This window comes from Streptomyces sp. NPDC014727, assembly GCF_043083485.1.
Classification (GTDB): Bacteria; Actinomycetota; Actinomycetes; order Streptomycetales; family Streptomycetaceae; genus Streptomyces.
Genome location: NZ_JBIBYR010000041.1, coordinates 13,287 through 38,980 on the forward strand (window position 1 = coordinate 13,287; position 25,694 = coordinate 38,980).

Consider the following 25,694-nt stretch of genomic DNA (forward strand, 5'->3'; position numbering starts at 1 on the left):
ACGGTGAACGAGGAGCCGGAGCATGGCCCGACGCCCCATCCGTCCGATCCGCCTTCGGGGGTTCCGTGTCGACTACCCCCGCCGGGGGAGAAGCAACTGGCGCCGCTGGGTCCCTTCGTGGCGGCAGGCGCTGAGCGGGATCCTGCTCGGAGCCGGAGCGCTGGCCGGGCTGTTCGCCGTGGTCTACGCATCCGTCGACATCCCGGACGAGAACACCGAGGCGCGCAGGCAGGGCACCGTCTACTACTGGGCGGACGGCAGCCAGATGGTGAGCGTGGGCGCGGTCGATCGGCAGAACGTCACGCTCGCCGACATACCCGACTCGGTGGAGCACGCGGTCATCGCCGCCGAGAACGAGACCTTCTACTCCGACTCGGGGGTATCGGCGAAGGGGATCGCCCGCGCGGCCGTCAGCATGGTCAAAGGCGGTGAGACCCAGGGCGGCTCCACCATCACCCAGCAGTACGTGAAGAACACCTATCTCAGCCAGGAGCAGTCGGCCACCCGGAAGTTCAAGGAGTTCTTCATCTCGCTGAAGCTGAGCAACAAGCAGAGCAAGAAGGACATCCTCCAGGGATATCTGAACACCAGCTGGTTCGGCCGCGGTGCCTACGGCATCCAGGCAGCGGCGCAGGCGTATTACGGAATCCCCGCGAAGGACCTCGACCCCAGCCAGGCGGCGCTGCTCGCGTCCCTGCTCAAGGGGGCGGAGCAGTTCGACCCCGCAGGCGGCAAAGGCAACCACGAACGCGCCGTCGACCGCTGGGAGTGGATCCTCGACCGGCAGGTGGAGATCGGCACGATGACGAAGGCCGAGCGGGCCGCGTACCAGAAGTTCCCCGAGCCGAGGCCGGCCGCCAAGCCGACCAGCCTCGGCGGCCAGACCGGCTATCTCGTCGACATCGCCAACAAGTACATCAAGAAGCGCTCGGGCCTGACCGACAAGGACCTCTTCCGGGGCGGCTACCGGGTGCACACCACCTTCGACAAGGCCAGGGTGGGGCAGCTGGAACGGGCTGTGCGGAGCGTGCGCAAGCGCGACCTCGACCCCAAGAAGCGCCCCGAGGACAAGTACGTCGAGGTCGGCGCCGCATCCGTGCGGTCCGACGGGGCCGTGGTCGCGGTGTACGGCGGAGCCGACGCGGTCACCCACTTCGCCAACAACGCCGACACCGCGGGCGTCCCCGTCGGCTCGGCCTTCAAGCCCTTCGTGCTGGCAGCGGCCCTTCAGCACGGCGACGGGATCACCCTGGACAGCGGCTACGACAGTGAGGGGCGTCTGATCAAGGACGGCCCGTACGCGGCGGTCCCCGCCCCGTCGGGTGCCGGTCCCGGCCAGGTGATGGTCACGGCGCCGACGCCCCTGCGCGAGGCGCTGGTCAAGTCGTCCAACGCAACCTTCGTGCTGCTCGGCAAGGGCATCGGGCTGAAGAAGGTGAAGGAACTGGCGGTATCGGCCGGGCTGCACGAGGAGAGCCTGGCCCGCCTGGACAAGTCCTTTCCCCTCGGCACGTCCACACCGAGCGCGGTCAGGATGGCGGACGCGTACACCGCCTTCAGCAACGACGGTATGAGGGCCGATCCCTACTCGGTGACCAGGATGACCCGGGACGGCGAGGTGGTCGAGGGCTTCGGGAAGCCCGAGCTGCGGCGCGCGATGGACGCCTCGGTGGCCAACGATGTGAACAACACCCTGGGGGCGGTGGCCCGGACGAGGCTGGGGCAGGACGGGAAGTTCGCCACGTTCGCCAGGCCCGAGGCTGCCGACGACCTCGCGGCGGGCACGACCGGCGAGGACGACCGGATGAAGTCGGCCTGGTTCATCGGCCACACCAAGGGGCTGACCACGGCCGTCACGATGTTCCGCAGCAAGCCGGGCACCCCTCAACTGCTGGGAATGCAGGGCGTGGGCGGACCCGATTCGGGGCGCGGCAATGTCTTCCCGCTCCGGATCTGGAGCGCCTACGCCACGGGGAGGTAGGCCCACCCCCGTTCGCGATCCCCCCGACGAGAGGGAGCGTCCCCACGCCACCGTCCGAGTGATCCCCTTCGAGGCCACGTACTGTCCGGGCTCGGGGCAATCCGTGTACTACGTACGCGGACCGGTACCCACACTCGATACCGCGCAGACGCGCCGGGGGCTGGGCGGATCTCCGCCCAGCCCCCACATCGCCTCGGAACGGGATCAGACGGCCGGCAGAGGCACAGCGCCGTACAGGGTCCAGTGGTCGGACTTGCCCGCGGTGGCGGAGACCGAGCACCGGGAGAACGTGTGCGGCGCGAAGATGTAGTCGAGCTTGCGTGTGGGGTTGCCGTTGGCGTCGGCGTTGGCGGTCGGCTTTCCGGTGCGCGGGGAGAGAAGCCCGTTCAGCTGGCCGCACTCCTGGTAGGCGTCGTAGACCGGATTGAGCGCCGTGCTCGGGCCGCCCTCGTCGACGGTCGCGTCCGGGACGGGCGGTACCAGGTTCAGGTCGCCGCCGAAGACGGGCCGGTAGCCCTTTGCCTTGAACGTGTTGGCGAGGTCCCGCAGCTGCACGGCCTGCTTGGTACGCCACGAGCCGTCGTTGTCGTCATAGCCCTTGCCGGCGCTGAAGTGGGCGGTGCATGCCATCACCGCGCGGGACGGAATGGACGCGCACAGGGCCGTGCGCTGCTCCTTGTCGGCGGGCGACGTGAGCTCGTACCGCCTGTACCAGGTGTTCTCGTCCGGGACGGCCAGAGCGATGCCGTAGGCGCCTCGGTCGGCGTTCGACTCACCGCCCATGGCGCACTGCTTCTGGATGAGCGGGCTGCCGCCGACGCGGTTGTGGATGGGCGCGAACCTCACGTCCCAGCCTCTGCCCGTCTGGGCTTCCAGCATCTCCTCGACACGCTTGGCGTGCTTCTCACAGAACTCCTGGAAGAAGATGACGTCCGGATATCCGCCGATGACCGAGCTGACCAGGCGTTCGCGAATCGCGTCGTTGAGTTCCTGGTACCCGGCCTCTCCTTGGTAGGGAGCCTGGTTCCATCCGCAGTTCCTGTTGGCGTTGGCGCAGACGTTCCAGGTCATCACGTTCAGGCTCGACGCGGGAGCCGATCCCGCGTACGGCGCCTCGGTCGGAGCGTCGACCGGCTCCAGCACGAATCGTGTTTCCTCGCCCGGGGTCAGTGTCATGGCACGTAGCGTGCCGTCCCCTGTCACGGCCACCCACCTGCCGGCGTATCCCGACTCGTCGACGGACTCGAAGGACACGCCCACCGAGCCGGCAGGGGAGTTCAGAAACGCGGGCGGGGTCGAGTAGTGCGCCGTGAACTGCTGCCAGCTGCCCAGCCGGTAGCCCCGGGCGCGAAGCATGCCGTTGCGGTCACCTGCGTCCTCGTACTCGGCGGTCGCGAAGAAGCCCGTGACCAGCGAGCGCAGACTCATCGTCGTGCCCGCGTGGTTGGTGTGGAGCGTGAACTTTTCCCAGGAACCGACCTTCTCGCTCCTGGCCTTCATCCGCCATTCGTACTGATCCGTGTCGTTCAACTCCACGGAGACGTACCTGCCCGTGAGTACCGACCGCAGTGCCCACTTCTGCCCCGCCGACTTCGCGACATCCACAGCATCCGCTGAGACGTCCGTGGCCGAGGCCACAGGTGCCGATGCGAGCGATACGCCCGCGATCAAGGCAAGCAGCGCGATCAGAAAACTCAACGTACGGCGCATGCCCCCTCCTTCTCATGCATGAATAAATGAAAAGCAGATCATAGGTTTCGCCCGCGGCGACTCCGCCGTCGGGCCGAGCCCGCAGTGGTCAGTGCCTTGGTCGACACACGGAGCGGCATGCCCGGTCCCGGAGCGTTCATGGTTCTCGCGACCCGGCCGACGAGGGGCGCCCGCACCACTGGCCGGGCCGTGACGGGGGCGGGTCGTCACACCATGAGAAACGAGCTCTTCAGGCAGGTGCGGGTTCACTGAACGCTGTACGACGGAGCCTCTTCCGTCTTGGCCGCGCATTCCACCCAGAGCAGTTTCCCGCCCTGCCCCGGCAGTCCGGTCCCCATGGGGTGGGCGCCCCAGCTCTCCGCGTAGAGGGTGACGAGGTACAGCCCCCGCCCGCGCTCGGCGAGCTCCTCCGGTGCTTCGGCGCTCCATCGGAAGGGGGCGGGGATGTGTGGGTTGGTGTCCCATACGCTCAGCCGGACACGGCTGCGCCCGGCATCGCGCAGGCGCAGGGAGTAGGCCCCCGAGGAGTGCAGATACGCGTTGGTGACGAGTTCGCTCGCCAACAGTTCGGCGATCTCGATGAGTTCACCCATGCCGTGCACGCGCAGGACGGTGCGGAGGGTGGAGCGGGCCACTCCGGGGGCGCGGGGATCCTGCGGGAGTTGGAGGGTGTACGCCCAGGGCGGGGATACCGTGGCACTGACCATGGAAGTCTCCGTTCACGGAGGGAAGTTGAATCATGGGTTTCCGGTTACCCGGTGACGAGGCCGCTCCGTCGAGCGGGGTACTTCCGGGCGGGTGGCCTGAGTCAGAGACTAGATTCTCTGCAAGTTCTATTTGCGCTGCAATGAGGAAACTGCATGCAGATCCCCTCGTGTGAGTGATGAGTCGAACTCAACCCCGCAAAGGAGGAGTTACATGGCAGGTAGATCGCCCCTAACCGGTCGGCGCATCCGAATCGCTACCGAACTGCGCAAATTGCGTGAGCGTGCCGGTCTCACGGCCACCGAGGCCGCCCGACTGCATGGCATCGGCCAGGGGCAGCTGAGCAACATCGAGACCGCCAGGTTCGGAGTGAGCGGCGAGCGGCTGCGCGCCATGGCGCAGAACTATGAGTGCTCCGACCATGTCTTCATCGAAGCCCTGGTCGACATGGTCAAGGACCGGAAGCCCGGCTGGTGGTCCGAGTACCAAGAGCTGCTGCCGACACCTCTCCTGGACCTTGCGGAACTGGAACACCACGCCGAACGGCTGCGCGGCGCCATCACGGCACACATTCCCGGGCTGCTCCAGAGCGCCGACCATGCGCGGGAGATCTTCCGGCAGCACGTCCCGAAGCTTCCGCCCTCGGACGTCGAGCACCGTGTCTCGTTCCGAACGAAGCGACAGGCAGTGCTGTGCGGGGCGGAGCCGACCCCGTACCAGGCGCTCATCCACGAGGCGGCGCTGCGTACCGAGGTCGGAGGCTCCGAGACGACACGGGCGCAGCTGCAGCACCTCCTCGACATGAGCGGGCAGGACCACATCACCATCCAGGTCATCCCGTTCAAGGCGGGCGCCATTCCAGGCTCAGGCCAGTCCATCTACTACGCGTGCGGTCCAGTCCCCGAGCTGGACACCGTCCACCTCGACCAGTCCCACGGCCTCGCGTTCCTTGATGCCGACACCCAACTCCGGAACTACCGGACCCTGTTCAGCAGGATTGAGGAGGCGGCGCTGTCGCCGGAAGACACCCGGGATCTCATCCACCACATCAGTCAGCACCTGTGAGGGGAGCATTCATGCCCACGTACGACCACTGGCAGAAGTCGTCCTACTGCGCTCAGGGGGACTCGTGCGTGCACGTCGCCGCGAGCAACAGCACGGTCGAACTCACCGAGAGCAGCGACCCCACCGGGGCGATACTCCGCACCACCCCCGCTGTGTGGACAGCCCTTGTACGCGCCGTCAAGGAGAGCCACCGCCATGACTGACCCTCGCATCTCCGCCGACCTCACCTGGATCCGCGCCGCCCCCGAGGGCGAGGAGGGCCCCGGCCCCTGGATCGAGATCGCCTTCGGCCCGGACGACCAGGTCCATCTACGGGAGACCAGTGACCCCGGGAACGTCGTGACGACGACCACGACGAAATGGGACGCCTTCGCCAAGGGCGTCGTGGCCGGCGAGTTCGACCACTTCGCCGAACTCGACGGCGAAGCCCCGGTGGCCCCGGCCTGACCTCACCGGGCAACGCCCCTCATCGCTCCGAACGACTGTGCGGCGCCATCACGGCCCACATTCCTGGGCCGGGTATGGATCGTCGTCGCGCTCACGGACGAGGTCGCTCGATCATGTGATCGCCGGACGTGAGGGCGGCCCCGTCGTACGCGGTGAGGCCGGCGATGAGGGTGTCGATACTGAAGGCGAAGCGGTCGTCCTGGGTTCCGGCCATGAGGGCGTCCGCGTTTTTGATCAGGTAGGGGAAGCGCGTGGGCGATGTGGCGGCGAAGGCCCGGCCGACCCCGGCGACGAACTGGGCTGCGCGGAGTTCTTCGGGGTCGCGGCCGCTGTCGTCACCGAAGCGTGTCCGTTTGAGGTAGGCGTCGTAAACAGTGCTCGCGACGTGGACGGAGAGGTGGTCGAGGGCCCAGGCGGCGGCACGAGGCGGCACGCCTGACTCGATCATGCTCTTGAGCAGCGCCTCCGCGGCGTCGAACATGCGCAGACTGTTGGGGATGTGCGCGAACGTCAGCCGGGCCAGATCGTTGTGACGGGCCAGGAGGGCGCGGCTGGTGTGGGCGTGGTTGCGCAGCATGCTCTTCCAGTCCTCGCCCTCGGGTATCGGCATCTGGTCGAGGACATGGTCGAGAACAGCGTGCAGTAGCGCGTCCTTGTTGTCGAAGTAGACGTAGAGGCTCGCGGGGCCGGTGTCGAACTCTGCCGCGACGCTCCGCATCGAGACCAAGTCGATTCCCTTGGTGTCGACGATCTGGAGGGCCACCTGGACGATCGCATCCCGACCAAGGGCGCGGTGGCGTCGCCGGGCTGAGCCGCGGGCGGGGGTGCCAGGCGAGCGCACCGCCTTGCGGGGTGGGTTCTGGGGAGGCATGAGCGAAGCATAGTTGACACGAACACTGTTCGTGAAGAACACTGTTCGTCGATTTTACGATCAGTGATCGTGAACCTCTTCTCGTCCAGATCTGGGGAAGACATGACTACGGTCTCTGCCGAGGGGCATGCCTCGGCGTCCGCGTCTGCGAAGGCCTACCCGCTGCGCCGGCGCGCCCTGGGGGTGATCCTCGCCGCGCAGGTGATGGACATGCTCGACTCGCTCGTCACCTCGGTCGCGGGCCCGAGCATCACGCGTGACCTGGGCGGCGGGCAGACCTTGATCCAGTGGCTGGGTGCCGCGTACACGATCGCCATGGCCGCGGGCCTGCTGATCGGCGGGCGGCTCGGTGACGTGTTCGGTCGTCGCCGCATGTTCATGATCGGCATGGCCGGCTTCACGGCGATGTCCTTGGCGTGCGCATTGTCGCCGGACGCCGCGATGCTCCTGACCTTCCGGGCACTGCAGGGCCTGTTCGGGGCGCTGATGATTCCGCAAGGGCTCGGGATGATCAAGGAGATGTTCCCGCCGAAGGAAGCCGGGACCGCGTTCGGCGTGCTCGGTCCGGTGATGGGACTGTCGGCGGTGGCGGGCCCGATCCTGGCGGGTTGGCTCATCGACCTCGACCTGTTCGGCTGGTCGTGGCGGGCCATCTTCGCGATCAACGTGCCGGTCGGCGTGTGCGCCGGTCTCGCTGGTCTCGTGCTCCTTCCGGCGTCCCGGCCCTGCCGCGGGCGGCTCGACCTGGTCGGCGGCGCGATTGCCTCGGCTGCCATGGTCATGCTGATCTACCCGCTCATCCAGGGACGCGAACTCGGGTGGCCGTGGTGGACCTACTTGTCGATGGCCGGCGGGCTCGGGCTGTTCGGTGCCTTCGGAGTTGTCGAGCGTTTCCGGCAGCGGCGGGGCCGGAGCACATTGATCGCGCCGTCGTTGTTCGCCAAGCCGGCGTTCACCGCAGGCCTGGCAACCGGTCTCATGCTCTTCGGCGCACTGATGGGCTGTTCGGTGGTGTTCGCGCTCCTGGCCCAGGTCGGCCTCGGCTATTCCCCGTTCAAAGCGGGTCTGGCGACGTTTGCCCAGGCACTGGGAATGATCATCGGCTTCGTTGTGTCCCGGCCGCTGAACGTTCGATTCGGTCGCGGGCTGATGTTCCTCGGCGAGGCGATGACCATGGCCGGCTTCGGTGGCTTCGCACTCACCTTGCACCTGGCCGGCGACAGCATCGGGATCGTCTCGATGGCACCTGCCCTGGGTCTGCTGGGAGTGGGGATGGGACTCACGATGGCGCCGTTCTTCAACATCGTTCTCGCCGGTGTGGACGCCCGTGAGGCCGGTTCCGCCTCAGGCGCGTTGACCTCGGTGCAGCAGCTGGGCGGAGCGTTCGGCATTGCGCTGCTGGGCACGACGTTCTTCCACGGTCTGAGCACGTCCGCCGCCCGCACGCACATCGAGGCGTTCCGTGACGCCGCCTCGACGGCGATGTACCTGAGCGCCGGTCTCGTTCTGGTCGCGTTCGTGCTCACCTTCCTGTTGCCACGCCACGCCTACAACGGCCAAGGCCAGTGACCGACACGCTCCGCCGGACACGTGGGATGGCGGTTGTCGGTCACCGCGAACGCACGCGGGCCGTATCGACACACCCGGAGATCGGTGCACAGCGCAGGCGCCCGCGCCGTTCACTTGCATCCCGCATCCAGGCAGCAGAACGAACAAAGCAGCCACACAGCGACTCACGAAGGTAAGGCATACATGACGGTGAGGACATACAGAGCTCAGGTGACAGGCCGGTTCGATGGGCTCGAACAGCCGCTCCGCACACGGCTGCTCGCCGAGCAGCGCGAACATGACCTGCAGTTCGCCGCCTTCACCGAGGGCGGAACCTTCACGTACACCCCGACCCTGACCAGATTCACGTTCCGCTGTCGCATCGGAGTCGACGCGGACACCGCTGTCGAGGCCGACGACCTCGCCGCAGTGGAGGCCGAGGTCATGGCAATCGACTATCTGACATCCGAAAAGATCCCGTTCAAGCACCTGAGAACCACCACGACCTGCTTGGACGACGTAAAGATCAAACACCCCCAGCCGCAAGGGCGACGCGACCGACGCCACGTTCAGGAGGAGTAACCATGCCTATCGCCGACGTCCCTTCCGGGGCTTCCATCGCCTACGACACCTTCGGTGACGCTGCCGATCCGCCCGTCCTGCTGGTCATGGGCTTCGGAGCCCAGATGATCTCCTGGCATGAGGATTTCTGCCACATGCTCGCCGCGCGAGGGCGCTACGTGATCCGCTACGACAACCGCGACTGCGGCCTGTCCACCAGGTTCGACGCCCATCCGGTCGACATGACGCGGTTCATAGAGGTCGTGAGCGCCGGCAACGTCCCCGCTGCTCAAGCGATGATCCCCTACACGCTGCAGGACATGGCCGACGACGGCCTGGGCCTGCTCACCGCCTTGGGAATCACTCGCGCCCACGTTTTCGGCTCGTCGATGGGCGGGATGATCGCTCAGACCATGGCGATCTCCCACCCTGAGAGGTGCTTCACCCTGACCTCGATGATGTCCTCCACCGGCGAGTCCGAATACGGACGACCCAGTCCCGCAGCCCAGCAGGTGCTGTTCGGCCCCAAGCCCGCAGACCGTGCCGGATACATCAACGCATCCGAGAGAGAAGCCATCTGGGCGTCCCGGCGTTACACCGATATCGACGGCATCCGAGAACTCGCCGCCCGTAGCTACGACCGCGCGTACTACCCGGCGGGCACAGGTCGTCAGCTCGGAGCGATGATCCTCGCAGGGTCGCGCGCCGAAGCACTTACCTCCCTCACCGTCCCGACCCTCGTGATCCACGGCCTCGACGACACCCTCATCGACCCGAGCGGAGGGAAGCGAACAGCCGAACTCGTGCCCGGCGCGGAACTGGTCCTGCTCGCCGACATGGGCCACGACCGACCACGAGAGCTCTGGCCCGCGATCATCGACGCCGTGGCTGCTCACACGGCGTGCACGTGAGCAAGACGCGTTCAGCGAAGCAGCACGCCGCGAGACCGGAGGCGGTGGGCTCGGTCCGTAGTGCCCAACGATTACCGGCGTAGGGCGACGCCTTCCGCCGCTCGGTCCCTGGTCCTCACGTGACCCACGTCCACCTCCTCCACGGCAACGCCGGGCACCCGGGTGGCGATCAGGGTGCCGCGCTTCGGCTCGAACGCCCCGCCGTGCAGCCCGGTGCGTTGTCGGAGGGCTGTGATTGGGTCGGCGCATGAGTGCTCATGACGTCGCACGCCGGCTGCCGGACATTCCCACCCTTCGGAACCTCTGCCGATCGATCGCCATGCTCGACGCGATCCTCGACCCGGACCCGGCCGGCGAGCCGCGGCACCGCTTCGATGCCCGCTGGCAGGGGACCCAGGGGCTGGCCTCGATGGACAACGGAGCAGGAGACACGTACTGCATCGTGTTCTCCGAGGCCGGGGCGTACCTCCAAGGGTTTGACCACGAGTCGCCGATGAGCCCGTACGATCGCGTGGACGGCAGCCCGTGGCCGGGGGTGCTCGACTCGGTCCCGGGGGCGTTCCAGCCCTACGTCCGGCAACTCGCATTCGATGAGGACGGTTGGGCCCGGGTGACCGCTTGCCTGTGGCGGGAGACCGACGACGAGCCCTGGCACGTGGGAAGCGTCGAGTTCCCCGGTGGCTTGCACGATGCGGACGGGGCCGACTGGCTCTTCCAGCTCCTGGTCGACGGAACTCCCCAGGAGTACCAGAACTGGGCCGAGAGTTACTACGGGCGCCCGGTGGATCTTTCGGCCGTGCATCACTGCTATGCGCTGCGGCCGCTCACACCCGAGGTGGTCTCGGCGCTGAACCCTGCTGTGACTCTGGAGCGGCTGGGCGAGCGGGTGGAGACGACCGGGTATCCGCAGGACGGCCCGGTGGAGGCGGAGGCGGCCTCGGGACAGCCGTGGACGGGGACCTTCCCCGGACATCGACGTGATGACAGTGGCCCGCACTCAAGCGCTCTCGATGCGGATGACCGGCTGAGCGATCCGCGATTCCTGGTGATGGCGGATCCGGCACGGGTCATGGCGCTGTTGGACCGGTCGATGAGTTCGCGGGCGCGATTGGTTTCGGCTGTGTACCGGGCCTCGGCGCACCTGCATCATGATGCGGGCCCGGCGACGCGTCGGCAGTTGCTGGCCCTGGACGCGGCTCGTTACGGGGACCGGAACCTGTCCGCGCAGATTTCCGCGGTTCCCGTGCCGGACGAACCGGCCGGCGGATGGCGTGTCGACTGGGCTGTCGGCCATCAGGTCGATTCACGGTTCCGTCACCCTTTCACCGGCCACACAGGTGCGGTTCTGGCGGCGGCGACGGTAGTGGTGGACGGTCGTACCCTCGCCGTCACCAGCAGCAGTGATGCGCGGGTGTGGGACGTCGCCACCGGCCGGCAACTCGGCGACCCGCTCACCGGCCACGCCGGCCCGGTCCGTGCGGTGGCGGCGGTGGTCGTCGAAGGCCGCCCCATCGCGGTCACGGGCGACGGTGAGGGGGTGGTGCGGGTATGGGACCTGACCACGCATGAGCAGATCAACCAGTTCCTCACCGGTCATACCCACGGGGTGCGGGCGGTTGCGGCGATGGCGGTGGACGGCCGCCCTGTCGTGGTCACGGGCGGCGCCGACAGGACCGCGCGAGCGTGGGACGCGAACACCGGGCAACCGCGGTGCGCTCCCTTCGACGGCCTGGAGGGTGAGGTGGTGTCGGTGGCGATGGCCGTGCTGGACGGGAGGCCCGTGGCCATCACCGCAACCGGCAGGCATGGAAGCCCGGCAGTGGTGTGGGACCTGGTATCCGGAGAACAAGTGGGTGTTCTCCACACGGACCGCTGTTCGTCCGGCCCATCAGCTGTTGCCACAACCGTGCTCGGCGGGCGGCCGGTCGCCGTCACCAGCGAGTACAAGACGGTCCGGGTGTGGGACCTGGCCACCCGTCAGCTCGTCGGCCGTCCCCTCACCGGTCACACCCGAGAGGTGACCGTGATCGCCACGATCGACGTGGCCGGGCGCCCCGGCGCGGTCACCGGCAGCAACGACGGCACGGTCCGCATATGGGACCTGGCCACCGCAACACAGATCGGCACGCCGCTCATCACCCACCGATCCGCGTTGTACACGTTGGCAGCATCGATCGTCGACGGTCGGCCGACCGCCGTCACCGGCTCCGGCGACGACACACTCGCACGCGTATGGGACCTGGCCGTCGCACCCGGCGTCAAAGCCCCGTCGGCCCGTCGCATCAGTGCCCTCGTAGACCCCGTGACGACAATGCTGGACGGCCGCGCGGTGGTACTCACCTGCGGCGAGCAGGACGAGGAGGCGATGCGCCTGACGGACGTGGTCACCGGAGAACCAGTGGGCCGGCCCTGCTCCGTCAGCAACACTCCTGTCGCACAGGCGACCACCGTGTTGAACGGGCGGCCTGTAGTCGTCACCGCCGATTTCGACGGTGTACTCCGGGTGCAGAGCCTGGAGACCTGGGAGCCCGTCGGCCGTCCCATCGTCACCGGGGACGGCTTCGTGAATCAGTTGATCACTGCCGTACTGGACGGCCGGCCGGTCGTCCTTGCCGGCTGTGACAGTTCAGTGCGTGTCTACGATCCGGCCACCGGGCAACCCATGGGCGAGCCCCTGGCCGCCGGCCAGCTCGCGGTGGCTGTCCTGGACGGTCGCCCGGTGGTGGTCATCTGTGCCGGCAAGACGGGCCGCACATGGGACCTGGCCACCGGGCAGCCCATCGGCGAGCAGTTCACCGGCCACCCCCGCGCGGTGAATGCGGTGGCGACAGCAGTGCTGGACGGGCGGCCGGTCGCCGTCACCGGCAGCGTCGACGCCACGGTGCGGGTGTGGGACCTGGCTTCCGGCCGGCAGGTCGGTGAGCCCTTGGCCGGCCACACCCGCGGGGTGCTGGCGGTGGCGACAGGAGTGCTCGACGGGCGGCCGGTCGCCGTCACCGGCAGCGCCGATGCCACGGTGCGGGTATGGGACCTGGCTGCCGGCCGGCAGATCGGCCCGCCGCTGGTGTTCCCCTCGCCGGTGCACGCCGCGACGGTGGCGCCGGATGGACGACTGGTGGCCGGTTTCGGCGCCGAGGCCGCCGTCCTGTCCCCCCGCTGACGCCCACGCACACCCCCACCTGTCACGGGCCGCCGCTTTGGCAGAATCGGACCGGACCGGATATCACAAGTCAGCGGCGGCAGACGGTACTTGCGGACCGGCAGCCGACAGGACACGCCCGTCGAACCAGACGGCAGGACAGCTAGGAAGCCTTCATGGACCGAGTCCCGGCAGACCGAGTCGATTACGAAGACGACGGCCTCCACTACCTGGACGGCGTGCCCTTCACCGGGGTCGCCTTCACGGAGAAGGAGGGCGCCCTCAGGTCCGAGGCGACCTACCGGGAGGGTCTGCGGTGGGGGCCGACGAAGGAGTGGCATCCGTCGGGGCAGCCCATGGTGGACTCGACCTTCGCGCAGGGGATGCTGCACGGGCGGGCTCGGGAGTGGCACAGGAACGGGCAGCTCGCGGAGGACGGCGAGTACGAGTACGGCATTGCGTTGTGGGCGAAGCAGTGGGCTGAGAACGGTGTCCTTGAGGACGACTACACGCTTACGGAATCCGACTCGGACCATCAGGCGCTGCTGCACTTCCGGGCGCTCTACGGCGGAGCGTCGTGACCGTGGCGGGGCTGCGGCTGTAGTTGTTCATTCGCGGCCGGTGTGCGCCTCGATGGCGTCGATGATCTCGGGCCAGAGCTGGCGGGGGCGGTCGTGACCCATATCGGGGATCAACAAGAGCTTCGCTCCGGGCACGAGTTCTGCGGTGCGTTCCCCACCGCTGGGGTCGACCAGTGTGTCGTCCAGGCCATGGATCACCAAGGTCGGGACCCGAAGCTCCCGGAGCGCATGTGCGCGTGAACCGCTGAGGATCACCGCTCCGAGTTGCCGTCCGACTCCGGCCGGGTAGTACGCGCGGTCGTAACTGTCGGCAGCCAGCTCACGAAGGGCCGTGGGGTCGCCATAGCGCTTGGAGGCCCACACCAGATCTCTCTCCGCCGCCGCGATGTATCCCTCGCGGTCCGCCGGCTTCGGACTGGAGACCACCGCCTGGGCTTCGGGACCGGACCGGCCGTATTCGGGTTCGCCGGTCGAGGACATCATCGACGTCAGGGTCAGCACCCGCGTCGGCCGGCTGATGGCCATCGTCTGGGCGAGCATTCCGCCCATCGAGGATCCGACCACGTGAGCTCGTTCGATTCCGAGCGCCGTGAGCAGACCGAGGCCGTCGTCGGCCATGTCCTGAAGCGTGTAGGGAACCATCGCGAGGGCGGACGGAATGTCTCCCGAGCTCACAGCGGCGATGAGCCGGCCCGTATCGACGGGATGGCCATCGAACTTGGTGGACAGCCCGCAGTCGCGGTTGTCGTACCGGATCACGTAGCGGCCACGATGGGCGAGTGCGCGGCAGAAGTCCTCGTGCCAGGCGATCATCTGGGCGCTGAAACCCACCACGAGCAGGACAGGTACGTCAGAAGGGTCACCGAAGGTTTCGTACGCGATGGACACTCCGGGCGAGACTTCAACAATCGGCATGCTTGGAGTTTCCCAGCAGCCGCTGTCGGAGTACACCCGGACTACCGGTGGCGTTCGACCGTCACGTCCTCCACACAGGCTGCCGCAACCCTGCTCACTCCTCCTGCCGGACGTCGTTCAGGTGGTCGTTGATCCGCTGGAGGCGCTGCCAGGCAGCGGGGTCGGTGCCGTCGCCGAGCGTGTAGTGCAGGGCGGGCCGGGTGGCCGGGCCGAGCCGGGTGCGTGTGATGCCGTCGAAGACCCTGTGTGTGTTGTCGAGGCCGCGGTCGGCGACGGCGTCGGCCCCCAGGGTGAGGCTGAGGGGTACGGGCGGTGGCTCGTAGTGGGCCGGGGTGGTCAGATCTGCGCGTGCGGTGCGTAGTTGGGTGACCATCGTGGCGAGGTTGTGCCCGGTCGCCAGGGACTCGGCGAGCTCGGGCAGGCCGTCCACCGGGATGCTCTGGTCCGCGCCATGGCCGATGGCCAGAGTGCCCAGCTCCAGGTGCCGCAGGTACCCCGCCGGTCACACTTTTCTTGAGGAGTCGGAGAGGTGCCCGCACGGCGCCTATTCGCGATGCCAGTCGCGAACAACATTGCCTTTCTCGTCCCAAGTGGTCTCTTCTCGGAGCGAATAGATATCGCTATCGAAAAACTTTCGAGACTTCAGAGTGCCATTGGGGTGCCATTCCAGGAACTCTCCTGATGCGACGCCATTGATGACAGTGCCCTGCAACCTCAAGGAGCCATCCGGATGCCACATCTGAGACAATCCGTTCTTGATTCCGTCGACGTAGGTATCAAGGCAAACTATTTGTCTGTTCTGATATTCTGCGACCTCTCCTGTGAAAAACTCGCCCCGATAGAGCATGCGATGACCCATGTTCATATCGGCATCAGGGTCATCGATGTCGATGCGATGCACCTGGTTCATCATGGAATCCAATTCTCGTCGCTCGGCGGATAGCCCGTAAATCGACCGTTAGGTGTCGTACGCGTCGTCAAGGAGAACCGCTTCCATGGCTGACATCCCCGCCGACCTCACCTGGATCCGCGCCGCTCCGAGGGCGAGGAGGGCCCGGCCCCTGGATCGAGATCGCCTTCGGCCCGGACGGCCTGGTCTATCTCCGGGAGACCAGCGGCCCCGAGGACATCGTGACGACGGCCACGACGGAATGGGACGCCTTCACCAAGGGCGTCGTGGCCGACGAGTTCGACCACTTCGCAGGACTCGACGACGAGGACCCGGTCAACCCGTCCTGAGTCACGAGATGTCCTTGATCACGGCGTGTCCGGCCTCAGCTGCGCGGGCGTAGAAGCCGCGCAAGATCGCGAAGTCGCTTGCGAGGCTGCCGACTTCGCTCTGGATGGTCGAGTAAAAGGAGTACACGTACACGTCATCCAGCAGATCACGGCGTTCTCGAATCACCGCATCCAGGTCAAGGTCCTGGAGGAATCGGTCGACGGCCCGAACCTCATCCGGCGTCAGCAGCAGGAGATTGTTCGTCCTCCGGCGGTGGCCACCGCGGCGCCCGATGATGAGGCCACCCATGATGACGTCAGAGGTGGGAGGTTCACCGATCGGGGGAGCGAAGTCGACCGTGTCGACGTTCTCGCAACCGGTCAGCAGCACATGGATCGCATCCCAGGTACGTGTGATGCACGTCGACTCCACAGTGCGCAGCGGATCCGGGCCGGTGGTAGTCGTCGTCGGAGTTCCACTCGTCACGAATACGCTCCCTGCCCGCGTCCGGCCCTTCCGGGTGGTCAAGCAGTTGCAGAATTTCCGCGTAGTCGTGCCGAGTGATTCCCATCCAGAAGCCCACCGTCAGGTCCTTTGTCTTGGAGGCGTTGCGTCACTCACCGTCGTGGTGTCCGTGCTGCCGGGCGCCGTTCAGGTGGTCGTTGATCCGCTGGAGGCGCTGCCAGGCAGCGGGATCGGTTCCGTCGCCGAGCGCATAGTGCAGGGCGGGCCGGGCGGCCGGGCCGAGCCGGGCAGGCGTGATGCCGTCGAAGACCCTGTGCTCCTGGTCGAGGCCGCGGTCGGCCACAGCGTCGGGGCCGAGGGTGAGGCCGACAGGTACCGGGGGTGGCTCGTAGTGGGCGGGGGTGGTCAGATCCGCGCGTGCGGTGCGTAGTTGGCTGATCATCGTGGCGAGGTTGTGATCGGTGGCCAGGGACTCGGCCAGGTCGGGCACGGTGTCCACCGGAGTGCTCTGGTCCGCGCCGCAGCCGATGGCCAGAGTGATGTGCTCCTCGACTCCGGCGTGGGTGCGGACTGTGCGCGCGGTGGCGATCGCCGGGCGGTCGGGGGTGCCGACGGCGACGATCCAGGTGGGCAGGGACCTTAGGGCGCGGGTGCGTGCCAGGTCGGTCAACTGCCTGGGTGACCAGGGAACGTTGACGGGTTCGGCGGTGGCCCAGCCGGCGGGCGGGGCGCCGGTGAGCGTGCGCCATGCCTGCTCCAGGGCGCCGCCCAGGATGAGCCGCTCGTCGGCCGGGTGGATCGTGCGGATGGAGAGGAGCAGTTGCTGTTCTCCCTCGCTGCCAGGACGGGGCCGGAAGGCGTCCGCGATCCGGGGGCCGTCGTCGGCGACTGGGACGAATCGGCCGCCGTGCCAGTCGAGCACGGCTCCGGAGAGCCCGTCGTAGTAGCCGCACCCGGGGTCGCGGACGACCCAGCGGGAGGGCAGACCGTCCAGCAGCGTGCGGGCGGGGAGCGTGAGCCGGGTGCCGGGCGGGGTGAGGATCTGTAGCTCGCGCCCGGTCCGGACCGTGTTGCGCACCACGTCGGTCAGCCAGGTCGTGGCAGCGACGACGGGGCGGCCCTGGATGACGACGGCGGCCGTGTCGGTGAGTATGTCGACACCCATGGGTGCTGCCGTTGTGGTGGCGTCGGCGAGGTCGGCAACGACGTCGGTATGACCGGCCTCGCGTGGCCAGACGGCGCCACCGTGCACGGCGGTCAGGCGACCGGCGACGGACCCGGCCAGCCGCCCTGCCTCCTCCACAGCGGTGGTGGCCCGCGCCTCGGTCCACCACACCGGCGACTCCGCGTCCACGTCCGGCCCGAGCAACCTGGCCACTTCACCTGGCACTTGGAGGTACCGGGGCGCTTCGACCGACACCAACGCCTGCCCGGCAGCGGTACACAACTGAACGACGGACCCACCGCCCGCCCGGTTCACGAGCAGATCGGGGCCACCGGCGTGGAGCCCGGCCAGCAGCGTCTTCGTATCCGGCATCTGCGGGGTGAGGGCTATGACGTCCTGGGTCATGTGCTGCTCCTGAAGTGCCGGAATGTGTCATCTTCTTCGCTGGCTTGAGATGCCAAACGCAGCGTGAGTTCTGCGCTGGCGAGCATTCTCGTGACCTCGATGGGAAGATTTTCGAACTCGGCCATCACGACATCTGCAGGGTCGATTTTGCGATTCTCCCCATCGCGATCTTCCGCTTCGATGACATAGCGATAGCCGCGAGCTGTAGTTGAGTCATCGACTACTGCCCAGCGGGCGCCGTGCTTTTGGATCAGGAAATCTGACACATATGACATCAAATCACTGTGCAGTGTCGCCCAGTCTGATTGGTCGAACTGGTCGAGAGGGAGACGTGACACGTAATTCTGCAGGGCTGGAATCAGACTCAGCGGATCCCTGGTGTACGTGATTGGAGGAACTCCCAGCATGTCGGCGATATCGATGACCGTCTGGCGTCCCTCTTCGGACCATCGCTTGAGATCTGATATCGGGGCACCTGTCCTCGCCATTTCCGACGCCTTTCGTTCGACTGACACTCACTTGAGGGCGGACCGTACTCAAAAAATACGATGCGAGCCTGAACGAGATAATTGTGGAGCGAGAACGTCGAATCGTCGGGTCGTGCGACGATTGCTTCACCTTCAGGGGAATCGGATGGGCGTTCTCAGTGAACGGGGTTCGAGCCCGCCCATCCGATCGATAGTGACTTTTCGAGGCCGCCAATCTTCTGACGGGTGTTTTCTCGTCAGAGTCTGCCGGTCAGGTCGGGTCCCAGGCCGTCCTCGTACGCGTCCGGCGTTGCGAGCCCTTCGGGTGTGGCTGCTCCGAAGTACGTCGGCGCGCCGGGCTCGGGAGGTGCGCCGAGCAGGGTGCCGAGTTCATTCAGGGCAGCCGTGAGCCGTGGAGCGTTGTTCCGGTAGACCTCGGGGTGCGGGTGACCCGCGAAGTCGTACCAAGCCCAGATGTCGTGGTGCACCGACAGCTCGGCCGAGAGTCCGGTGGGTGCGGTGGAGAGGGACAGGTCAACCAGCTGTGGCTCTTCTCGGGGTTGCCCGGCCATGTCGATCCACGTTCCCTTGCCGATCACATCGATGTCCGCGATGTCGGCGGAGGGGTGTGCGGAGGGGCGGCTGCCCCGCACCCGCCCCGGGACGCTCGGATCCCCCAGTGGCCCGGTGAGCTCGAGAGTGCTTGTGACGCCGGTCGGTCCGGCGTCCAGGACGTACCAGCTGTACTTGAGCTCGATGGGAGCGAGGAGTTCGAGTCGGGCAAGTACGTCACACATCCGTGCCGCGACCGAGAGGGCCGACTCCAGCCCCGGTGCGGCGGTTTCGTAGAGGTCCCAGTACCAGGAACCGCATTCCCGCGGCGCACGCATCAATGTTGTCATGGTCTTTCCTTACGGGAATGTGGATCTGTTCGGCGGAACAATTATTGACCCATCGGCGAAGCGCAGATGGACTGCCCCGTTCATTCTCCGCGCCTGGAACGATGCCTCATCGAACATGCGTTGCGTGAGATCTGTCATCGACTGGTGGATGTCCAGCAAGATCACTCGATGGCTGATGCCGTCGTGAGTCAATTGCTTTGCTGCCTTCTTTACTGCGGAGTTGATGCCGCTAATGTTGTTGACGTCTTTGAGTTGATATCCGTAGTCGATCGCTCCGTCGGGATGGCGGGTGTAAACATCAAGGTCGAACGTTGCCGTATCGAGTTCCACTCCGATGCGTCCCACTCCGTGCTCCTGCAGATCGGTAGCGAGCTTCATGGCCATGTAGGCGGCTGGAACCATGCCCGGTTCCTTCTTAGTCGGCCCCTGCTTGCACATGTCGAGCAGCTTGTTGTAACCCTCCATGTCCCGCAGATGCCCGCGCGAGATCATTTCTGCGGCACCTGCTCCGTAGGGCCCCTTGCGTAGGGAGGCAAGCAAAGACTGTTGACTGCGCGGGGGCATCCTGGCGCGGTTCAGTTCTGCGACGACTCCGGCCTCCTGCTCCGGCTTCATGCGCCCCGTATGGGTCTGCGCGAGGTCGTTGACGTCCTTGGTGTACTTGGTCGGGTCGATGTCGGGAGGACCGTCATGCGCCGGATGTGTCTCAGCCGGCATGGCTGGCTCGCCGTGGCCACCCGCATCATCAGGTGCAGGGTTCGTCTGGTGCCGGTCGGGAAGCTCATGGGGAGGCGAGCCCGAAGAGGGGTCGGCAGGGCCGTGCCCATGTCCAGGCGTGTCTGGGACGGTGCCTGACTCTGCAGATCCTCGGCCGTGGTGGCCTGCTCCTGATGTGCTTTCATCAGCCGCCCGGCCGGTGGAACCGGCTCCACCAGGCGCATCACTTCCCGCCCCGCGATGTGTTCCGCCCTCTCCGCTGCTGCGGCCGCCGCTTGAGTTCGCGTGACCGCCGCGCGGCGGCAGGCCGTCGCCCGCGTGGGCGACGGCTCCGGGCGCGTTTCCTCCTACGCCAACCAGCTCGCGATCGCCCTGCCGTCCGCCGACGCCCCGTTCGGCTGCCGAGGGTTCGTGCTTGGCCGGGTCCAGGTGGGGTGTGCCGTCCCGGTCGAGCGGGATGAAGTTGCCGTCCTTGTCGACCCGGTAGCGGTCGCTGAGGTCGAGGGCGCCGTCGGGGAACTTGATCTTCGGTATCTGGAGGTGGTCGCTGACGTTGGCCAGGACCTGGGAGACCTTGGGCAGGTCCGAGAGGGCCTTGGCGGCCTTGAAGGCGCCGCCGAGGGGGTCGAGGGCGTCGCCGATCTTCGCCACGGTCCCGGCCGCTTTCGCGAACGTGCCGCCCTTGCCGAGCTTCGAGGCTGCGGCCAGTGGGCCGGAGGCAAGTGTGAGCAGGTTGAAGGAGACCACGGCATGGGCGCGTGCGGGGTCCTCCGCCGCCATGTCGTACGCGATGAACTGCTTGCCGAACTCCTTCGCGTACGCCTTGCTGTCGCGCTGCCAGCCGGTCAGGTGCTCGTCCTGTCCGAAGAGGTCCATGCCGTAGGCGTAGCCGCCGACGGCGGTGCGCCTGAGCCCGTCCCAGGCCTGGTCGCGCTCTTCGGCTCCGTGGAAGCCGGCCAGGGTGCCCAGGCCGTCGATGCCGCCCCAGATGCTGTCCTTGACGATGCCGTCCCACGCCCAGCTCTTGGCCCCGTGGCCCCACCACTCCAGACTCCACCGCTCATAGGTACGCCCTTCGGCGAAGCCCCACGGCAGGTCCTTCACGTCCTTGAGCGCGTCGGCGGTCTGGCCGTACATGCCGAGGCCGTGCGTGCCGTCGTCCACCACCCACTTCGGGCGGCACACAGCCGGACTGATCGCGTTGATCTTGTTGGCGGCGTTGCGTTCGGCTTCCTGGAAGCCCTCGCGTGCCGCTGCCACGTCGTCCACCAACGCCTGTTGCGCCTCGACCTTGTCCTGGTCCTTGGTCCAGTCGTCATCGCCCTGGACGCTGTCGACGAAGGTGAACGCGTCCGACTTCAGCTGCTCCAGCCGGTCCGCGTGCGGCTTGGCCTCGAAGATGAACGTGTCCAGGGCATCGGCCAGCGCCTCGATGTCCCCGGCGAACTCGTCGGCCGTGTCCATGACGGGCTGGGTGGAGGAGAACAGCTTGTCGGCCTCGGGAGCCTGGTAGTAGGCCGCCGTCGCCTGGAAGCGGGAGTGGACGTCCTTCCCCCCGTTCCGGATGCCGATCGCGTGCGTCCGCAGGCTGGACGCGGCCTTCTCCAGTTGACCGAAGTCACCCGTGTACTGCGGTATCTGACCCGGTTCGATCACGCCCGCTACTCCCCGCCCCGGTGGCCGGGCTTCTGCCCGACCGCCCTGATCTCTGCGGGGGTGGGCGCCTTGGCCGCGTCGCGCTGGGCCTGGGCGGCCATGGCGAGGTCGCCCTCGATGTACTCGGTGGTGGCCTTGACCGTGCCGTCCATCGACTTCTTGGTCCGTGCCGCCATGAACCTGATCTGCTGCTGGGTGTCGGCAATGAAGTTCGCCACCGCAGCCCCCACGGGCCCCGCGGGTGCATTACCGCAGTAGGGCCCACTGATCGTCCCGGCGTGCAGCGCGGCATCCTCCACGCTCTCGCCGTAACCCCTGACGCCCTTGCTCAGGTCCTCGGCCGCCAGCCCCACCAACGACAGAACGGACTCCACCCCGCTCGGCCTGATATCCCACCCCGTCACGCCAACCCCCCGCATCCCCCGGCTGATACATCTCGTCAACTGCGTCCGGCAACATGCATGTTACTGACAAAAGGATCTTCATATGTATCAACGTGCTCGTAGCATTTGCAACGCATTTCAAGCCAAACGCGTGTTGTGGTGGGCATGCAGCGTTGCTGTCGGGGTGTGGGGCGATCGGGAAACATTGCCTGATGGGCGGCTTGTGCTGCCCTTTTCGGTTCCTGCTGCTGTTCCGTGAGGCGAGGATCGGGCGGCAGCAGGGTGGGGCTCGTGGTGTTTGCGGTCAACAAGAGGCACACGCCCACCAGCACGCGCAGCGACCGCGCGATGGGCGGAAGTGGGTGATCGCGGGCGCGGCGGTGTTCAGCGCGGAATCACCCAGCCCGGCATCCAGGTCCCGGCGGCGTCGTGGCGGGCGGTTGTGGCGGCGAGGTGGGCGTGGAGGGTGGCCAGCGCGGGGTGGGAGTTGTCGCGGTGCCAGAGGAGCGAGTGCGGGTAGAGGGGTGTCGGGTCGGTCACCGGGATGCGGCGCAGGCCGTGGCCCGCGGGCCAGATGAGGCGGGTCTGCTCGCTCATGAAGGTGGCGAGGGCCGGGGTGTCGGCGATGGTGTCGAGGAGCGCGTCGGAGCCGAAGTTGGGGCCGGTCGCCTCGATGGTGAGGCCGAACTCGGCGACGAGGTCGTCGTAGTAGGCGGCCCACTCGGTACCGGGGACGATGCCGGGCATCCAGATCCGGTGCCCGGCGAGCTGGGTGAGGGGCACCGACCGGGCGCGCGCCAGCGCGTGGGCGGGGCCGGTGAGGAGCTGGAGCGGCTCGTCGAGCACCCGGACGGACTCGATGTCCTCGGGAAGGGGCCGGCCGGGCGCGGCGACGGCGCGGAAGGACGCGTCGATCGTGCCGGACCGGATGGCGGCGACGGCCGTCTCGATGTCGAACAGCATCACCACGTCGAGGTCGATCTCGGGGTGCGCGCGGTGGAAGCCGCGCATCAGGCCCGACTGCGCACTGCGCGAGGCGATCACGTCGACGCGCAGCGGACGGTGGCCGGTGCGCACGGACGCGACCGCGCGCTCGGCGACGCGCAGCAGCTCCTGGGCGTGGGGCAGGAACGCCTGTCCGTCGATGGTGAGCTCGGCGCCGCGCGGGGTGCGGGTGAACAGCCGTACGCCGAGGTCGCGCTCCAACGCGGCGATGCGCTTGGAGACGGCCTGCTGGGTGACCCCCAGCTCGGCGGCGGCCTCCTGGAACTGCCCTGCGTCGGCGGCGGCGACGAAGGTCCGGACGGTGTCGAGGTCCATGCCGACACCCTATGGGCACAACCATCGGTTGTGGCCGGGCGGTCCGGTGGTTGTTTGATCCGCGGTCATGGTGCTCGCTTTGATGCTTCCGATCGCGGATCGGTTGTGCGAGTGAGCAGCGGGGGACGTCGGACATGAGAAACGGGCACAGGTTGGGGCGGCGGTTCGGGTGGCTCTGGGGAGCGTACGGGACCAGCGCGCTCGGCACGTGGCTCGCCTTCGGCGCGTTCCCGCTGATCGCCATCCGGGTGCTGCACGCCGGGCCGGCGGAGGTCGCGGCGTTGTCCTCCGCGGGGGCGGCGGTGGGCGCCGCCGTGGCGGTGCCGCTCGGCCCGTGGGTGGAGTTCCGCCGCAAGCGGCCGGTGCTGATCGGGATGGACCTGGTGCGGTTCACGGCGCTGCTGACGATCCCCGCCGCGGTCGCGCTCGGCGTGCTCACCTTCGTCCAGCTCCTGCTGGTCTCGGTCGTCGTCGCGGCGGCCGACATCAGCTTCCGCGCCGCCTCCGGCGCGTACCTGAAGACGCTGCTGCCACCCGAGGACCTGCTCGTCGCCAACGCCCGGTTCGAGTCCACGACCTGGACGACCACGATCATCGGACCCCCACTGGGCGGCGCGGCGATCGGGCTCCTCGGTCCGGTGGCGACGGTGGTGGCCGACGCGGTCAGCTACCTGCTCTCGGCCCTGGGAATCCGTGCGACGGGTGGCAAGGAGCCGCGGCCCGAGCGCCGGGAGACGGCGCACATGCGGGCCGGGGACCTGCTCGACGGCTGGCGGTACATCCTCGCCGACGCGACGCTGCGTCCGCTGTTCTTCAACACCGCGTTGTTCAACGGCCTGGTGATGGCCACCCAGCCGCTGATGGCCGTCCTGATGCTCGGCCGACTCGGGTTCGCACCGTGGCAGTACGGCCTCGCCTTCGCCGCACCCGCGATCGGCGGGCTGCTCGGTTCGCGGCTGGCCCGGCCGCTCGTCACCCGGTTCGGGCAGCACCGGGTCCTGGTCGCGGCCGGGGCGCTGCGCGCGCTCTGGTCCGTCGGCCTGGCCTTCCTGGGGCCGGGGACCGGAGGACTGCTGCTGGTGATGGGCGTCGAGCTCGGGCTGATCTTCTGCTGCGGGGTCTTCAACCCCGTTTACGCCACCTACCGCCTTGAGCGCACCGCGACCGAGCGGGTCACCCGCACGCTGACCGCCTGGTCGGTGACGACCAAGGCCTCGACCGCGCTCCTGACGGCCGCATGGGGCGTGCTGGGCGGTCTGCTCGGCCCGCGCACGGCCATCGGCCTGGCCGGCGTGCTCCTGCTGGCGACCCCGCTGTTGCTCCCCCGACGCGCCGCGGCGCCCCTCGCCGAGCCGGAGCCCGCCGGCAGCCACACATGACACACCGCAACGCGCCACCGAAGCCCGCAACGCCGCAGCTGGTCCGCCGGTGCGCGTCCGCGCCGACCAGGCACCACCGAGCAAGGAGAACACTCGCATGAGCACCGCCCCCGCACTCGACCCCGCGCACACCGCTCTTCTCGTCATGGACTACCAGCCCGCGATGCTGGCCCTTCTGCCCGAGGGCGGGGACCGCGAAGCCCTGCTCGGCCGCGTGGAAGGGGCCATCGCCGACGTCCGCGCCAACGGCGGCACCATCGCCTACGTCCGCGTCGGCTTCACCGAGGCCGACTGGGACGCGATCCCGGCCACCAACAAGTCCTTCGCCCCGGTGGCCCGGCACCGTGTCATGCACCATGAGGACCCTGCCGCTGCCGTCCACGAGCGCCTGGCTCCTCAGGGCGGCGACATCACGGTGCGCAAGATCCGCCACGGCGGCCTGTCCACCACCGACCTCGACCAGCGGCTGCGCGAGCGCGGCATCACCACTCTGGTCGTCTCCGGCATCAGTACCAGCGGCGTCGTCCTGTCCACCGTCATCGACGCGGCCGACCGCGACTACCAGCTCTACGTCCTGTCCGACGGCGTCGCCGACCCCGACACCGAAGTCCACAACGTCCTGCTCCATCGAGTCTTCCCCGCACGGGCCCACATCATCGACACCGCCGAGCTGCACACCCTGCTCCGGGCCGACTGACTCGAACCGCCGAGCCGATGCCACTGGCCGCCGCGCCCGCCCGGTGTGGCGGCCGGGGGCACTCCAGTACCCGGTCCAGCAGCCGGGCCCCGTCCGGCGCGAGGCCGATTCGGTCCGCCGGGCGCCCCCGGCCCTACCGCTTCGGCGCTCCCGCCCGTACCGAGCGCACCACGCCCGCCGCGGCGATCAGGAAGCCCACGCCCATCAGCATGCACAACGACCAGGCGATGGACGGGAGCGGATGGGTGCCGAGGAACAGCGGGGCCACCGTGGCCAGAGTGGCCAGCGCTCCGATGAAGAAGACGATCGCGCCGATCCGGACGAGCCGGTCACCAGCGCCAGAAGGAGTAGTGCTCACCCCGCCAGGGTAGTTGCCGGCACCGGTGAAACGCCCCGCGGCGAGTCGCGCGCGGCGCAAGCACCGTTTCTGGACACAGTCCGGATGACCAGGCTTGACGAGGGGTACTTCACCTGGGGAGGCTTCT

Annotated in this window: 26 protein-coding genes; 11 read left to right on the top strand and 15 right to left on the bottom strand. The window is 67.8% G+C overall.

Annotation, left to right across the window (positions count from 1 at the left end; genetic code table 11):
• The first annotated feature begins 22 nt into the window (after positions 1-22).
• The gene (locus ACF1B9_RS35200) at positions 23-1,981 is read left to right on the top strand and encodes a transglycosylase domain-containing protein (protein ID WP_391738477.1); all 1,959 of its coding nucleotides are present in this window, start codon (positions 23-25) and stop codon (positions 1,979-1,981) included.
• 204 nt (positions 1,982-2,185) lie between these two features.
• Here ACF1B9_RS35200 and ACF1B9_RS35205 read toward each other — a convergent pair whose 3' ends face one another.
• Positions 2,186-3,691 carry an endonuclease/exonuclease/phosphatase family protein gene (locus ACF1B9_RS35205; RefSeq protein ID WP_391738478.1) on the bottom strand — a complete coding sequence of 502 codons (1,506 nt, stop codon included), beginning with the start codon at positions 3,689-3,691 and terminating at the stop codon, positions 2,186-2,188.
• Between the two features lie 245 nt (positions 3,692-3,936).
• Entirely contained in the window at positions 3,937-4,398 is a 462-nt protein-coding gene (locus ACF1B9_RS35210; protein WP_391738479.1) for an ATP-binding protein, read from the bottom strand.
• Between the two features lie 211 nt (positions 4,399-4,609).
• Between ACF1B9_RS35210 and ACF1B9_RS35215 the strand changes: the two genes are divergently transcribed.
• Genes ACF1B9_RS35215 through ACF1B9_RS35225 form a run of 3 tightly spaced genes read left to right on the top strand, consistent with a single transcriptional unit; the run spans position 4,610 to position 5,908 of the window.
• Entirely contained in the window at positions 4,610-5,461 is an 852-nt protein-coding gene (locus ACF1B9_RS35215) for a helix-turn-helix transcriptional regulator (RefSeq protein ID WP_391738481.1), read from the top strand.
• Between the two features lie 11 nt (positions 5,462-5,472).
• Positions 5,473-5,664: a DUF397 domain-containing protein gene (locus ACF1B9_RS35220; protein ID WP_391738482.1), complete on the top strand. Its 192-nt coding sequence runs from the start codon at positions 5,473-5,475 to the stop codon at positions 5,662-5,664.
• A complete protein-coding gene (locus ACF1B9_RS35225; RefSeq protein ID WP_391738483.1) occupies positions 5,657-5,908 on the top strand; it encodes a DUF397 domain-containing protein in 252 nt (83 codons plus the stop codon). Before ACF1B9_RS35220 ends, ACF1B9_RS35225 begins: the two co-directional genes overlap by 8 nt.
• A gap of 91 nt (positions 5,909-5,999) precedes the next feature.
• Here ACF1B9_RS35225 and ACF1B9_RS35230 read toward each other — a convergent pair whose 3' ends face one another.
• Both ACF1B9_RS35230 and ACF1B9_RS35235 read right to left on the bottom strand, forming a co-directional pair.
• Positions 6,000-6,779 (bottom strand): TetR/AcrR family transcriptional regulator, encoded by a 780-nt coding sequence (locus ACF1B9_RS35230; RefSeq protein ID WP_391738485.1) that lies wholly within the window; start codon positions 6,777-6,779, stop codon positions 6,000-6,002.
• Positions 6,780-6,934: 155 nt separating this feature from the next.
• The gene (locus ACF1B9_RS35235) at positions 6,935-7,096 is read right to left on the bottom strand and encodes a hypothetical protein (protein ID WP_391739342.1); all 162 of its coding nucleotides are present in this window, start codon (positions 7,094-7,096) and stop codon (positions 6,935-6,937) included.
• Here ACF1B9_RS35235 and ACF1B9_RS35240 point away from each other — a divergent pair.
• The 5 genes from ACF1B9_RS35240 (at position 7,029) to ACF1B9_RS35260 (ending at position 13,519) form a co-directional block, all read left to right on the top strand.
• Entirely contained in the window at positions 7,029-8,348 is a 1,320-nt protein-coding gene (locus tag ACF1B9_RS35240; protein WP_391739299.1) for an MFS transporter, read from the top strand. The two genes, ACF1B9_RS35235 and ACF1B9_RS35240, sit on opposite strands and share 68 nt — an antisense overlap.
• A 183-nt stretch (positions 8,349-8,531) precedes the next feature.
• Positions 8,532-8,909, top strand: coding sequence for a DUF6204 family protein (locus ACF1B9_RS35245; RefSeq protein WP_391738486.1), 378 nt, complete (start codon positions 8,532-8,534; stop codon positions 8,907-8,909).
• 2 nt (positions 8,910-8,911) lie between these two features.
• Positions 8,912-9,799 (top strand): alpha/beta fold hydrolase, encoded by an 888-nt coding sequence (locus tag ACF1B9_RS35250; protein ID WP_391738487.1) that lies wholly within the window; start codon positions 8,912-8,914, stop codon positions 9,797-9,799.
• A gap of 247 nt (positions 9,800-10,046) precedes the next feature.
• Complete coding sequence (locus tag ACF1B9_RS35255; RefSeq protein WP_391738489.1) at positions 10,047-12,959, top strand: WD40 repeat domain-containing protein; 2,913 nt, start codon at positions 10,047-10,049, stop codon at positions 12,957-12,959.
• 155 nt (positions 12,960-13,114) lie between these two features.
• A complete protein-coding gene (locus ACF1B9_RS35260) occupies positions 13,115-13,519 on the top strand; it encodes a toxin-antitoxin system YwqK family antitoxin (RefSeq protein WP_391738490.1) in 405 nt (134 codons plus the stop codon).
• A 27-nt stretch (positions 13,520-13,546) separates the two neighbouring features.
• On the opposite strand, the gene ACF1B9_RS35265 is transcribed toward ACF1B9_RS35260, so the two are convergent.
• From ACF1B9_RS35265 to ACF1B9_RS35310, 10 genes are all read right to left on the bottom strand, one after another.
• Entirely contained in the window at positions 13,547-14,434 is an 888-nt protein-coding gene (locus ACF1B9_RS35265; RefSeq protein WP_391738492.1) for an alpha/beta fold hydrolase, read from the bottom strand.
• Positions 14,435-14,528: 94 nt separating this feature from the next.
• Entirely contained in the window at positions 14,529-14,924 is a 396-nt protein-coding gene (locus tag ACF1B9_RS35270; protein ID WP_391739300.1) for a DUF6177 family protein, read from the bottom strand.
• A gap of 54 nt (positions 14,925-14,978) precedes the next feature.
• Entirely contained in the window at positions 14,979-15,347 is a 369-nt protein-coding gene (locus ACF1B9_RS35275; protein WP_391738493.1) for a toxin-antitoxin system YwqK family antitoxin, read from the bottom strand.
• Between the two features lie 327 nt (positions 15,348-15,674).
• Positions 15,675-16,139 carry a DUF1877 family protein gene (locus ACF1B9_RS35280; RefSeq protein ID WP_391795969.1) on the bottom strand — a complete coding sequence of 155 codons (465 nt, stop codon included), beginning with the start codon at positions 16,137-16,139 and terminating at the stop codon, positions 15,675-15,677.
• Positions 16,140-16,266: 127 nt separating this feature from the next.
• Positions 16,267-17,688: a DUF6177 family protein gene (locus tag ACF1B9_RS35285; RefSeq protein ID WP_391738496.1), complete on the bottom strand. Its 1,422-nt coding sequence runs from the start codon at positions 17,686-17,688 to the stop codon at positions 16,267-16,269.
• Positions 17,685-18,176: a hypothetical protein gene (locus ACF1B9_RS35290; RefSeq protein WP_391738497.1), complete on the bottom strand. Its 492-nt coding sequence runs from the start codon at positions 18,174-18,176 to the stop codon at positions 17,685-17,687. Before ACF1B9_RS35290 ends, ACF1B9_RS35285 begins: the two co-directional genes overlap by 4 nt.
• 236 nt (positions 18,177-18,412) lie before the next feature.
• Positions 18,413-19,057, bottom strand: coding sequence for a hypothetical protein (locus tag ACF1B9_RS35295; protein ID WP_391738499.1), 645 nt, complete (start codon positions 19,055-19,057; stop codon positions 18,413-18,415).
• Positions 19,058-19,066: 9 nt separating this feature from the next.
• Positions 19,067-21,430 carry a hypothetical protein gene (locus ACF1B9_RS35300; RefSeq protein ID WP_391738500.1) on the bottom strand — a complete coding sequence of 788 codons (2,364 nt, stop codon included), beginning with the start codon at positions 21,428-21,430 and terminating at the stop codon, positions 19,067-19,069.
• 5 nt (positions 21,431-21,435) lie between these two features.
• Complete coding sequence (locus ACF1B9_RS35305) at positions 21,436-21,849, bottom strand: DUF6507 family protein (RefSeq protein WP_391738501.1); 414 nt, start codon at positions 21,847-21,849, stop codon at positions 21,436-21,438.
• 348 nt (positions 21,850-22,197) lie between these two features.
• Positions 22,198-23,133 (bottom strand): LysR family transcriptional regulator, encoded by a 936-nt coding sequence (locus ACF1B9_RS35310; protein WP_391738502.1) that lies wholly within the window; start codon positions 23,131-23,133, stop codon positions 22,198-22,200.
• A gap of 134 nt (positions 23,134-23,267) precedes the next feature.
• On the opposite strand from ACF1B9_RS35310, the gene ACF1B9_RS35315 reads away from it, so the two are divergent.
• Both ACF1B9_RS35315 and ACF1B9_RS35320 read left to right on the top strand, forming a co-directional pair.
• Positions 23,268-24,512, top strand: a complete 1,245-nt coding sequence (locus ACF1B9_RS35315) for an MFS transporter (protein ID WP_391738504.1) — start codon at positions 23,268-23,270, stop codon at positions 24,510-24,512.
• 97 nt (positions 24,513-24,609) lie between these two features.
• Positions 24,610-25,209, top strand: coding sequence for a cysteine hydrolase family protein (locus ACF1B9_RS35320; RefSeq protein ID WP_391738505.1), 600 nt, complete (start codon positions 24,610-24,612; stop codon positions 25,207-25,209).
• Positions 25,210-25,342: 133 nt separating this feature from the next.
• Here ACF1B9_RS35320 and ACF1B9_RS35325 read toward each other — a convergent pair whose 3' ends face one another.
• Positions 25,343-25,567 (bottom strand): hypothetical protein, encoded by a 225-nt coding sequence (locus tag ACF1B9_RS35325; protein ID WP_327273755.1) that lies wholly within the window; start codon positions 25,565-25,567, stop codon positions 25,343-25,345.
• Positions 25,568-25,694 lie beyond the last annotated feature (127 nt).